General features: G+C 67.2%; 12 protein-coding genes. 10 read left to right on the forward strand and 2 right to left on the reverse strand.

Going from position 1 to position 11,702, the window contains the following annotated elements:
* Positions 1 to 440 precede the first annotated feature (440 nt).
* A complete protein-coding gene (locus OG788_RS42635) occupies positions 441 to 1,784 on the reverse strand; it encodes a MauE/DoxX family redox-associated membrane protein (protein ID WP_406376258.1) in 1,344 nt (447 codons plus the stop codon).
* 476 nt (positions 1,785 to 2,260) lie between these two features.
* The gene (locus tag OG788_RS42640) at positions 2,261 to 2,707 is read right to left on the reverse strand and encodes a hypothetical protein (protein ID WP_406376259.1); all 447 of its coding nucleotides are present in this window, start codon (positions 2,705 to 2,707) and stop codon (positions 2,261 to 2,263) included.
* Between OG788_RS42640 and OG788_RS42645 the strand changes: the two genes are divergently transcribed.
* The 10 genes from OG788_RS42645 to OG788_RS42690 are packed head-to-tail and all read left to right on the forward strand — an operon-like array spanning position 2,693 to position 11,691.
* Positions 2,693 to 3,829, forward strand: coding sequence for a TfuA-like protein (locus OG788_RS42645; protein WP_406376260.1), 1,137 nt, complete (start codon positions 2,693 to 2,695; stop codon positions 3,827 to 3,829). The two genes, OG788_RS42640 and OG788_RS42645, sit on opposite strands and share 15 nt — an antisense overlap.
* Complete coding sequence (locus tag OG788_RS42650; protein ID WP_406376261.1) at positions 3,816 to 4,955, forward strand: YcaO-like family protein; 1,140 nt, start codon at positions 3,816 to 3,818, stop codon at positions 4,953 to 4,955. Before OG788_RS42645 ends, OG788_RS42650 begins: the two co-directional genes overlap by 14 nt.
* 46 nt (positions 4,956 to 5,001) lie before the next feature.
* A complete protein-coding gene (locus OG788_RS42655; protein ID WP_406376262.1) occupies positions 5,002 to 5,778 on the forward strand; it encodes a hypothetical protein in 777 nt (258 codons plus the stop codon).
* A gap of 31 nt (positions 5,779 to 5,809) precedes the next feature.
* Positions 5,810 to 6,088, forward strand: coding sequence for a hypothetical protein (locus OG788_RS42660; protein WP_356754939.1), 279 nt, complete (start codon positions 5,810 to 5,812; stop codon positions 6,086 to 6,088).
* A complete protein-coding gene (locus OG788_RS42665; RefSeq protein ID WP_406376263.1) occupies positions 6,081 to 6,530 on the forward strand; it encodes a GNAT family N-acetyltransferase in 450 nt (149 codons plus the stop codon). The genes OG788_RS42660 and OG788_RS42665 overlap by 8 nt, the downstream gene beginning before the upstream one ends.
* Positions 6,527 to 7,651, forward strand: coding sequence for an acyl-CoA dehydrogenase family protein (locus OG788_RS42670; protein ID WP_406376264.1), 1,125 nt, complete (start codon positions 6,527 to 6,529; stop codon positions 7,649 to 7,651). Before OG788_RS42665 ends, OG788_RS42670 begins: the two co-directional genes overlap by 4 nt.
* On the forward strand, positions 7,652 to 7,894 hold the full coding sequence (locus OG788_RS42675) for a phosphopantetheine-binding protein (RefSeq protein WP_356754933.1): 243 nt from the start codon (positions 7,652 to 7,654) through the stop codon (positions 7,892 to 7,894).
* Positions 7,894 to 9,453, forward strand: coding sequence for an amino acid adenylation domain-containing protein (locus OG788_RS42680; RefSeq protein ID WP_406376265.1), 1,560 nt, complete (start codon positions 7,894 to 7,896; stop codon positions 9,451 to 9,453). The genes OG788_RS42675 and OG788_RS42680 overlap by 1 nt, the downstream gene beginning before the upstream one ends.
* Before the next feature lie 11 nt (positions 9,454 to 9,464).
* On the forward strand, positions 9,465 to 10,748 hold the full coding sequence (locus OG788_RS42685) for an MFS transporter (RefSeq protein WP_406376266.1): 1,284 nt from the start codon (positions 9,465 to 9,467) through the stop codon (positions 10,746 to 10,748).
* Positions 10,749 to 10,794: 46 nt separating this feature from the next.
* Positions 10,795 to 11,691 (forward strand): phytanoyl-CoA dioxygenase family protein, encoded by an 897-nt coding sequence (locus tag OG788_RS42690; RefSeq protein WP_406376267.1) that lies wholly within the window; start codon positions 10,795 to 10,797, stop codon positions 11,689 to 11,691.
* Positions 11,692 to 11,702 lie beyond the last annotated feature (11 nt).

Raw genomic sequence — 11,702 nt, forward strand, 5'->3', positions numbered from 1 at the left:
GCACGGCCCGCTCACCGTCCTGGACGGCGACAGCTCCGCGTACGGCACCGACGGCATCGTGCTGGACCGCCCGGCCAGCACGATCCCGGAACTGGTGGAATGGACCCTCACCAGTTCCGGACTCGGTGCGGCGAAACTGCACCGCAACGGCAAGGACGCCGACCCTCTCGTCGTGCCCACCGCGGCGGCCGCGGTGAAACTCGGCCTGCCCGAAGCCTGGAGGGCCACGAGCAACGCCGCTCGCTGCGCCTGCGCGCCGACCACCCGGTGGTCAGCCGGCCTCCGTATGCCGTTGCCCTTTGGCGGGGTTGGGCGGAGGGCATTGACGGGATGTCACGCGCGCTGTCCGGTGCACTGGCTCGTGCGCGAGCGGCGCCCCGCGGGGGGCGCCGGGCCGGCCCCCGGCCCGACGACCCGCTCGGCCGGCGGCACCGTTTCCCTCAGACGAGGTAGCGCCGGTCCAGGCTCTTGGGTGCGATGGCCGGGTACGCGAGAAGACGCCGCCGGGGAGCGGGTTGGGGCGGATCGGCGGGGGCGGGGACGAGTTCGCGCACGCCGAGATCGACGGTCATCGCCTGAGGAGCGAACGAGACGTCGCACTTCCGCGCCGTGGCCTCCAGGTGGTAGACCACGCCCTCGTGGACGACGTTCTCCGCCCGTGTCGCCAGGTAGAGGAACTCCGGGTCGATCTCGCGCAGCAGTGACTTCGGGATGCGGGCCGGGAGCGTGAGCGCGTAGTAACGGGGCCAGTGCATGAGCCGGTGGCGCTCGAGCCAGGACCGGCCGAACGGACGGAGGCTGGTGAACATGGCGAAGGCCCACTCGAGTTTCACGCCGGTCACCACCAGAAGGAAGTTCACCACGAACGCGGTCCCGACCAGCCCGTGGACAAGCACGACGTGGCTGCTTCGCGGGGCCGGTCCCTCGGCCCGCGACAGTACGGCAACCGCGCACAGGGCCCCGTAGACGGCGCCCTGGTAGAAGTCCTTCACGAGCCACCTGCGGGACCGGCGGCCGGTGGCGGTGCGCCCCAGCGTCAGAGCGGCCAGACCAGCGAGGAGGGCGGCAAGCCAGACCGGGTCCGTGTCACCCGAGATGTCGATCGTTCCGTCAGGGGAGAACACCGTCACCCACAGCGCCATGGCCACGACCGAGAACGGGAGGTTTCCCGAAACCCCGAAGGCCAGGTGCATCAGTATCGCAAGCCACAGGCTCCAGGGTTCCCCGCCCGGGACCAACAGCGTGACGCCCGCCGTGAACTCAACGACGATCACTGAAGTCGCCACGGTTTTCAGGAACGCGGGACGGGCCGGAAGCCCGAGCAGTTGGAGGTAGTGCGCGGTGACGATACGGCCCGCGCTCCGCTCGGTGAACAGATACTCGTCATTGACCTTGAGCAGTGCTGTAGTCAGGTAAACGCACGCCAAGAGGTCTCGCGCAACAAATGGATGGATTCCTGCGGGGGTGACCGCCATCACTGCTGCGGCAACCCACCCGAGCCAGGAGTGATCCGAAAGCCTTCGGTGCGTCGCAAGTATCCAGTAGAAGGCAAACGCAACGGCCGTGAGGCGTCCGGCGAGTGAGTGTGCCGTCGACACGATCAGCAAGGCCAGCGGGAGCGCGGCGACCTGGCCGGCAATTGCGGCCACACGCGGCAGGCGAATGCCGAATACCGGCGCGAAGTGTTGCCCCACCGCAGAGAACCCGTACTCCCAATGCCTGTTGATCTGATGGAAGAGAAGGCTCGATATCACCAGGGCCATGGGCGTGATCTGGAAAGCCATTACTAATCCCCCGAGGAAGTCAGGTCTCGCGCCGTCCCGGCTCGCTCACGTCGCACACGAGGCCTGCTCGATGCTCACATGCGCCGACGATTCCACAGTCATCGCCCGTCAACTGCCCCGGCTCCAAGATCCTGCATACGGCCACGGCGGGGCGTCAAGAGCCACAGGCGTGACCGGAGAGTCGCCTCCGGCCGGCGGCGACGGGAACCCGAGGGGATCTGTCTCATTTCCATCGGTGGGCTGCTTCGCGACCCCAATTGGCCAGCCGCTGTGGGTTCACCAAGGAGGTCTCATACTTCACCCATGGGTGAGTCATTGAAGGGTTTTGGATCAATAAAGAACCGGTCGACCGCCGTGCTCGCTGTTGCCCTTGGACTTGATGCCACGTTAGCGGCCGGACACTCGGATCGGCTTAATCAGCCACTCCGGCAATTGGCGGAAAACCAGTCGCAGTAAAAAAGTTTCTGGACCTGCGATCAAGGCTCGTTGTAGCCTGCATCAGGCGCCACGGTGGCGTCGGCAATTCCCTCAATCAGAGATGGAGAAAAGGCATGGCTGAGACCACTGTTGAGACCGTCAGTGAGGTTGAAGAGCTCACCGGTGAGGACTTCGAGAACCTCTTCGCGGACAGCCCGCTCATCATCACGGACAGCGAAGTCCGCGACTGACCATCGCATGATGCGGTTCGTGCTGATTGAATCGCTCGATCTGGTTTTACCGGCACGCCGTTGAGGGGGAAGGGCATGACGGTTCATGTGTTCGTCGGGCCGTCGTGCCCCGAACCTCTTGTACTGAAGAATCATCCGGATTGTGTTCTGCGCGGACCTGCAAAACACGGTGATCTGTTCTCGGGTGACCTCTCCTCCGGAGATGTCGCTGTCATTGTGGACGGCTTTTATCACCACCGCTTGGCCCTGCGTCACAAAGAGATCCTCGATGCACTGGCGCGTGGCATCGCGGTCCTCGGGGCGGCCAGCATCGGTGCCCTGCGCGCCGCCGAGCTCGACGAGTTCGGCATGATCGGCGTCGGCCGCGTCTACCACTGGTACCGCTCCGGCGTCTTCGACGGGGACGACGCGGTCAGCGTTGCCCACGGCGAGACCCGCTCGCCGGCCGGGATCAACGTGCCTCTCGTCAGCCTCCACACCGCCGTCGTGGCCGCTTGCGAGGCAGGCGTCCTGCGGCAGGAGGCAGGACGGGATCTGATGGCCCGACTCGAGCGCGAGTACTACCCTCTCCGCACCCGGGAACGAGTCCTCACTCTCGCCAAGGAGTGCGGTGAGACGCCGTTCGCGGACTGGTACGGCCAACAACTCGCCTCCGACCCGGACGCGTTCGACCAGAAGAGAGCCGACGCCCTCGAAGCATGTGCGCTGGCCGAGCAGCTCGACAACCGCGCACGCCCCGAACAGCGCTGGACCGCGGGCGGCGAAAGCGGACGGGACTGGTCCACCGAGTACCACCGACGCTGGCGCAACCGCTTCGCGACGGCGGCACCCGATCTGCACCACCGGCTCGCCTACCAGCAGGTCTTCAACCCCGAATTCCCCGACGTGTGGTGGGACTTCCTGCACGTTTCCTCCGACCCGACATCCCCCTGCACCACCGGCGGGTTTCGCGCTCACATCCAGCGGCAGCTGGGCCCGGTGGCGCTCCGGTGGCTCGACGACCCGCGGCTGCGGGCGCGCATCACCAGGCTGCTGTCTCCACTGCCCGACCTGGTGAACCGCCACGACGCCAAGCTGCTCCTGCAGAGGGAGACGCCTCAGGACCGGGCCCGAAGCGCTGACTGGCTGGAACAGACGCGGCGGCACCTGGACGCTCACCCGGAACGCAGCCTCAGCCAGATCAGGGAAGCTGTCTGCGCGCGGCTGCTGGGACGCATCTGGGGCGTCGGCGTCGAGGACCTTGCCACGGAGTGCGGCAGGAGGGGCTTCTCCTCGGTGCGCCAGGCATCCGCGGCCTTGCGGCCCTTCGCCATCGGCTACCTGTCCGATCTCCGGGAACCGACAACACATGGAGAACGCAGCCATGCCCAAGGTTAGATTGCCCGGAACGCACCGGGCCGTGGCGCCGGAGACCACGTGGGCACGCCTGAAACCCAGATTGCGCCACTACGGGATCACCCGCGTCGCCGATGTCACGCGCCTGGACAACATAGGCGTTCCCGTCTTCCTCGCCGTACGGCCCGAGTCGGAGACCCTCGCCGTCACCCAGGGCAAGGGCGCATCGCCGCTCCTCGCGATGCTCTCCGCAGTCATGGAGTCCGTCGAGCTGTGGCACGCCGAGCGCCCACCGCTGGACGCCTTCACCGCACCGCCCAGCAGCCTGGACCTGCCCTATTCCCTGCGGGACCTGAACCTGCGGGTGGCGGAGGACTGGATCGAGGAGCTCGAGCTTCCCTGGGTCTGGGGGCGATCGCTGGCTGATGACCGACCCGTTCCGGTCCCCCTCGACCTTGTCCGGCTCTCGTACAGCGGAGAACACTTCTGGCGCCCTCGAGTCTTCGAAACGAGCAGCACCGGGCTGGCGTCCGGCAACACCTTCGTGGAGGCGTGTCTCCACGGGATCTACGAAGTGGTCGAGCGCGACGTACTGGCAGCTCACCCCTCCCGCACCCACCCCGGCCGTGTCCGGGTGAATCCGGCGACGATCCACAGCGCACACCTGCGTTCCCTGATCCGGCATCTCACGGACGCGGGCGTCGAGTTCGAGATCACGTGCATTCCGAACCGGTTCGGCATTCCGACATTCGCCGCGTTCGTCTGGTCGGCCCTCTTCCCCATCGTGTGCGCTGGATCCGGCACCCACCTGGACTCGGACGTCGCCCTGTCCCGTGCGCTGACCGAAGCCGTGCAGAGCCGGCTGACGGAAATCAGTGCCACGCGTGACGACATCCCCTCGGACCAGGACACCACCAGAGACGCGAGCACGGATCCGGGCTTTGGCGCACACGCCGAGGGCCTGAGCCTCGAGGAAGCCCTGCGTGGTCACGGAAGCAGCTACGACGACATGGAACAGGAGCTCGCCTTCGTGGTGCGGCGCATGACCGACACCACCGGTCATGCGCCCGTCGTGGTCGAGCTGTCCGAGGAATCCGAGCCGTTCAGCGTCGTACGCGTCGTCTGCCCGGGGCTCTCGTACGCGGAAGGCCGCACCCTCACCCCCTGACCTCCCGAACTTGTGACCGCGGGACCATTCGATACGAGGTTTTCCAGTGAAGATTCAGCAGGACCGTTTCCGGCACTCGAAGGGATACGTCCTGGAGTACGAGGTTTCCGAACCCGAAACCGTCTCCAGCCCGTATCTGCACATCCTCTTCCACGGCTTCAGCCGTATCGAGAAGCACGTGCCTCCGGTCTTCGCACGCAAGCAGTGGAAACAGGCGGCGCAGTCCGTCTGCCTTTCCTTCTCGGACCCGATCCACCGCTTCACCCAGGACTCGTGCTGCGGCTGGTTCCTGCTGGGCGAGGAAGAGTTCGTACCGAAGATGTACGACCTGCGCGCGACCCTGCTGGAACGCCACGGCCTCAAGGCAACCGTCTGGCACGGTCTGTCGTCGGGCGGCTATGCCGCGCTCAAGCACTGCATGCGGGCGGGGGGCGACGACCTGGCGTTCGTCATCGCACCGCACAACGACCCCACCGTCCTCCCTCAGTGGGATCGCGAAGCGAAGCCGTTCGCAGATCTGCCCGGCATGGCCGCTCCCGAGACCATGACCGACATCATCAAGGACTGGGCCGCTCCTGACGCGGGTCGCTATCTGCACGCGTTGATCTCGGAGAAGGACTCGTATTTCGCTCTCGAGCACCTGCGCCCGATCATGCGGAACCTGAAGGGCCATGAGAGCGCCCGGGCGGCCATGCTTCGCGATGAGCGGGGCCATGGGTTCGTCAAGGACGCCGACTACGACTCCCAGCTCAGGGATGCCATCAGCCGCTGGGAGACCTATAGGGACCTGCATTCCTCCCGAAGCGTCAGCGCCTCTGAATGACGACAGGCCATATCCGAGTGAGGAGTACGCAGTGCCCGAGGTAGAAGTCGTCCTCTCGACCCCGCTCGCCCAGTTCGCCGACGGCGAGAGCAAGTTCCGGGTGCCCGCCGGCACCTTCCAGGAGATCATCGACAAGGTCTACGAGCGGCATCCGACACTGCGCGTGCGCATGGAGGACAACTCCGGCGCCCTTCTGCCCTTCGTCAGCGTCTACATCGGTGAGGACAACATCCGTGATCTCGGATCGCTGGATGTCGCGGTGGCGCCGAACAGCACGGTGATGATCATGTCGGCGGTGGCCGGTGGCTGAGGCGAAACCGTCGCGGACCATCCGCGAGGCCACGGTCGCGGACGCCCGGGCCATCCGTGAACTCTACGGATTCGGCGATGTCGAGGAGTTCGCGGCGCGACTCGCGGACACGCACACAGCATCCGGGACGACGCACTATGTGGCCGAGTCCGACGGTGAGACGGTCGCGGCCTTCGCACTCACCGGCCTCGGCCGACTGCGCCCCGACGGAAGGGACCGGCTGTTGCTCCACGAGATCAAGCTACGGCCGAGCGTCCGAGGGGCGGGAGTCGCGGAGGACATCCTGGCCTGGCTGGAGGAAAGCCGCGCCGTGGGCACCGAGAGGGAACTTCTCGCACTGGCCCCGCTGGGGCAACGTCCAGCAGCCTTCGATCGGTTCGGACTGTCGGAGTCCCATCAGGCGTTCAAGTGGGCCGTCGTGGAAGGAGACAGGCGCACATGACGGAGCGCGCGACATCACCGAACAGCGCGGAGTTCGCCGACTGGCTGGCCGGGCTGCGGGACTGGGCCGGCAAATCACCGGAGGGTGCCACCGCCTGGCGTGAGGCGGCCGGTCAGGGGCTGCTGGCCCTGCCCGTACCCGCAACAGCGGGCGGTACCGGCACCGGCTACGAGGCTGCCTGCCTCGCCCTGGAGGCGTTCGCGGAGGAGAGCGGTCGAAGCGGCCTGCCCTTCGCGATGGCGGCACAGATGTGGGCGTGCCAGGAGCCGCTGCTCGCATTCGGCGCCCCGGACCAGCACTCCAGGTACCTGACGCCGCTCATCGAGGGAAGGGCCGTCGGCGCCTTCGCGGCCACTGAGTACGACTCGGGCTCAGACCTGTTGTCGCTGCGGACCCGCGCCGAGCGGGACGCCGACGGGCGGTGGCGGCTGAACGGCTCCAAGACCTTCGTCACCAACGGGCCCACCGCTGACGTCTTCCTGATCCTGGCCCGCACCGCCGAGGGCAGTGCCCTCTCCGGGCTGACCGCCTTCCTCGTCCCGCGCGGCACCCCAGGCCTGCGGATCGGCAAGGACATCGACAAGGCCGCCCTGGACGGCGCTCAGCTCGGTTCGCTGCTCCTGGACGACTGCACGGTCGACGACAAGGATCAGCTTGGCGGAACCGGCTGCGGGTTCGCCGTGCTCATGCATGCGATGCGCCATGAACGTGCCTTCATCCTCGCTCCGGTACTGGGGCTGATGGCCCGGGCGCTGCGTCGCGCAGTCGAACACGCGCGGGCACGCAAGCAGTTCGGGCAGCCGCTCAGCACCTACGACACGATTCGACAGCGCCTGGTCCGGATGCATCTGAGTCTGATGAGCGCGCGCGAGGTGCTGTACGCCACGGCTCGTGCAGGGGATGAGGATTCCCTGGACCATGGCCGGTCGTCGCTGACGAAGCTGCACGTGAGCACCGAGTTCAACCGGTTCTGCCACGAACTCCCCGATGTGTACGGCGGTTACGCGCTGCTGCCCGAGACAGAGGCCATGACGCTGACGGCCGACGCGGTGGCCAGCCGGTACTACTCCGGAACCTCCGACATGCAGATGAAGATCATTTCCGAAGGGCTGGGTTTGTAGATGACACAGGACACTGTGCTCGAGTCCGTCGTTGCCGCGGTGCGGGAGGTGGCGCCGGGCGCCCGGGTCTCCGAGGACACCCAGCTCATAGCCGAGCGGATCATCGATTCCCTGTCACTGCTGAGCCTGGTCGCGCTCCTCGAGAAGGAATTCCCCGTCACCATCCGGGACGCGGAGGTGCTGCCGGTCAACTTCGAGAGCCCGACCGCCATCCGCGCGTTCTTGAAGACCAAGGGCTGCTGATGGCTCCCGGACGATCCCTTGTGGAGGACCTTCGCGCGACCGCCGCGCGCCACGGCGACCGCCCCGCCGTCATGGACGGGACGATCACGCTCACGTACGAGGCATTGGACGCCGGCGCGGAGCACATCGCGGGGGTCCTGCGAGAGCTGGGTGTCCGGCCTGGGAGCTGCGTCGTCTGGCACGGGGCGAAGAACGCCCTCGCGGTGGTGGCCGTCCACGGCATCCTCCGCTCCGGGGCCGGCTACGTGCCCGTCGATCCGGACGGCCCCATCAGCAGGGCCGAACTCATCGTCGGTCGCAGCCGCCCTCGGGCACTGGTGGCGGACGCCGCAGCCCGGGACCAGTGGCGTACGGTCATGCCGCAGCTCGTCTGGCAACCGCTGACCGCCGGCTTCGAAGGGGCCGACGCGCTGTGGTGCGCGATCCCGCAGGAAGCACCGCGCGCGCCGGTCGCTGATCTCGCCTACGTACTGCACACTTCCGGCAGCACCGGCGTTCCCAAGGGCGTGGTGCACACCCATGCGAGCGCCTCGGCTTTCGTCGACTGGTCGGTCCGGGAACTCGGGCTCACCGAGCGTGACGTCATCATCAACTCCGCACCGCTGCACTTCGATCCCACGACGCTGCACCTCTTCGGTGCCGTCCGGGTGGGTGCCGCGGTCGCGCTGATGCCCGCGTCGGCGGCACCGTTTCCCGCTGCCTACATCGACTTCTGCCGACAGGTCGGCGGGACCGTCTGGTACGCCGTGACGTCGACCCTGGCCTGGCTCACCCGCCGGGGCAAGGACCTGCTGCCGCAGCTCGGGACACTGCGTGCGGCGGTGGTCGGCGGCGAGGTGCTGCAGCCCGACGATGTGAACGTACTGCTCTCGGCCGTGCCCGGGCTGCGGCTGCTCAATGTGTACGGCCCCACCGAGAGCAATGTGTGCACGTTCCATGAGATCCGCGGTACGCAGCCGGCCCATGCCGTCATCCCCATCGGGCGGGTGCTTCCCGGCGCCGAGATCGCCGTGGTGGACGAGGGACTGGAACCGGTGGAGACGGGCTCCGCGGGCCAACTCCTGGTACGGGGCACCATGCTGATGGAGGGCTATCTCGATCCCGACCAGACGGCCCGGGCGTTCGTCCGGACCGCGGACGGACGGTCATGGTACGCCAGCGGCGATCTCGTCCGGGAAACGCCGTCGGGAGAACTCGAGTTCATCGGTCGCGAGGACGCGCAGATCAAGTCACGCGGCTTCCGTGTCGAACTCGGAGAGATCGAGCGGCACCTTCGCGCGCTCGGCGGCGTCCGAGATTGCGTCGCCGTGGCGACACCGGACGCCGTCTTCTCCAACCTGATCACCGCGTTCGTCACCGCAGACCACATCGACGACGTCAAACAACTGCCCGACCTGCTGCGCGCCCGGCTCCCGCACTACATGATCCCGCAGCGCATCCTCCTGGTCGCGGACGAACTGCCGCGGAACTCCAACGGGAAGGCCGACCGCAAGGTGCTGGCGGAGTTGGCAGCACGACAGACGCTGGGTGAGATCCCCAGCCTCACCATCATCCGCTGACGGAGTAGACCGTGACGCTTTCTTCTGTCATCGACGCCGACGACGATGCCACCGAGGTCCTCAAGGTCCCCGACTTCCGGCGACTGTGGGCCGCGAACGGTTTCCGGTACGCGGCTTCCGAGGTCGCCGGGTTCGCCCTGCCCGTCACCGCGCTCCTGCTGCTGCACGCGCGTCCGCTGGTGATGAGTCTGATCTTCGTCTGCAGCCGGGCGGGATTCCTGACGGTGGGTCTGCCCGCCGGCGTCTGGATCGACCGCTGGCGCAAGAAGCCGGTGATGGTCTGGGCAGACGTCGCCTACGCCGTCGCCTTCGGCAGCATCCCGGTCGCCTATTTCCTGGACGTCCTCACCGTGGCCCAGTTGATCGTGGTGGCCCTGGTGGTCAGCATGGCCGGGGTCTTCTTCGAAGTGGCCCACAGCAGCGTGCTGCCGTACGTGCTGCCCAGACGGCGAGTGGCCGACGGCAACGCCCGGCTGCAGACCTCCCAGACCACCATTCAGGCGATCTCGCCCAGCGTCGCGGGCGTGGTGGCACAGAGCATCGCCGCACCTGTTCTCTATTGCTTCGTCGGGCTCTGCCACCTGATGTCGCTCCTGCTGGTACGACGTATCCACCCGTCCGGGGACGTCGCGCGAGGCAGGGCACCCGAGCGCAGGTTCCGCCGTGAGATCGCGGACGGTATGGGCGTCCTGTTCAAGCAGCCCCTGCTCCGCCTGCTCCTCAACCAGGCAGCCATGAACAACATCGGCGCGGGCATCATCCTGGCCATGCTGCCGGTCTTCCTTCTCAAGGAGATCGGCATCTCGACCTGGATGTTCGGCCTGCTGTCCACGCTCGGCGCCCTGGCCGGGTTCGCTGCCTCGCTCCTGGCTCCACGACTGCGGCGCCGGTTCGGTGAGATCCGGATGACGCTCATCTTCTCCGCCCTGGCCCCGTTCGCCGTGGTGGCGGCTCCCCTCGCCGGCGTCTTCCGAGGCGCCGCCGTGCCGCTCATGGCGCTGGCGGAGGTCCTCATCGGCGTCGCCATCGTGGGCCGGTCGGTTTCCACGGCAGGACTGCGGGCCCGGGTGACCCCGAACGAGTACATGGGCCGGGTCACGGCCGCGTACAGCGTCGTCGTCCAAGGGGCCACACCTCTGGGGGCCCTCGCCGGCGGCCTGATCGCCAACCACTGGTCCACCGGCACGGCTCTGTGGGCAGGGGCCGTGGCCATGGGCGTCCCGCTCGTTCTGCTGCTCCTGTCCCCCGTACGCCGCCACAGCAGACTCCCCGAGGAGTGGGAGGTCCGCGGCTGAAGTCCGCAAGCACACACAGAAGTACCGTGATCGACTGGAGACACGCATGACCAACGCGCTGGAACAGGCCGCTGCCGACTACGCGGAACACGGCTTCGCCATCATTCGCAACGTCATCCCCGAGGACCTGCTCGAAGAAGCACGAGAACACGTCGACTGGCTCACGGCCAAGTACCCGCACATACGTCCCGAGCACTTCCACCACCCGCTGATCCGCAACGACGCGTTCTGGGTCCGTCTCATATCGGACCCGCGGCTCGTGGACATCGGTGAGTACTTCCTCGGCCCCGACCTCGCGTGCTTCACCGCGCACTACATCTGCAAGCCGCCCTACGACGGCCAACCGGTGCTTTGGCACCAGGACGGCGCGTACTGGAAGCTCGCACCGATGAACGCTCTCACGGTGTGGCTGGCCGTCGACGAGAGCACCACCGAGAACGGCTGCCTGCGCATGATCCCCGGCAGCCACGAACTGCCCCTGTACGAACCGAACCTACGCACCGACAAGCCCAACATGCTGTTCTCGGAAGCCGACGGCGGACTGGTACGCCAGTGGGCCGAGGAGCGGGGCATCGTCGACATCGAGCTGAACCCCGGGGACGTCTCGATCCACCACCCCCACCTGCTGCACTGCTCGGAGGCGAACACCTCACCGAAGCGGCGCTGCGGGCTGGACATCGGGTACATCGCCACCTCCACCCGCATCGAGAGCCAGGGGCTCTACCTGGATCCGGTCCTGGTACGCGGCGAATCCGTCGAGAGTGTGAACAACTACCGTCCGCTGCCGCGGTACTCGCCCCGCGAGACCATTGCGTTCGCGGGCCACGAGACGTGGAACGACCAGCCCGGCGTTGCCTCCGACCCCTCCTCCGTCGTCGAGACCCCCATCGTCACGACCGAGCGCATGATCGCACGCCTGAAGGAAGGCACCGTCGCCCGGTGAACCCGGGACAC

Source organism: Streptomyces sp. NBC_00647, from assembly GCF_045207245.1.
GTDB lineage: Bacteria > Actinomycetota > Actinomycetes > Streptomycetales > Streptomycetaceae > Streptomyces.

Coding starts and splice junctions, on each gene's coding strand:
- OG788_RS42680 (WP_406376265.1), top strand. CDS start 7,894: ATGGCTCCCGGACGATCCCTTGTGGAGGACCTTCGCGCGACCGCCGCG.
- OG788_RS42670 (WP_406376264.1), top strand. CDS start 6,527: ATGACGGAGCGCGCGACATCACCGAACAGCGCGGAGTTCGCCGACTGG.
- OG788_RS42690 (WP_406376267.1), top strand. CDS start 10,795: ATGACCAACGCGCTGGAACAGGCCGCTGCCGACTACGCGGAACACGGC.
- OG788_RS42675 (WP_356754933.1), top strand. CDS start 7,652: ATGACACAGGACACTGTGCTCGAGTCCGTCGTTGCCGCGGTGCGGGAG.
- OG788_RS42650 (WP_406376261.1), top strand. CDS start 3,816: ATGCCCAAGGTTAGATTGCCCGGAACGCACCGGGCCGTGGCGCCGGAG.
- OG788_RS42635 (WP_406376258.1), bottom strand. CDS start 1,784: ATGGCTTTCCAGATCACGCCCATGGCCCTGGTGATATCGAGCCTTCTC.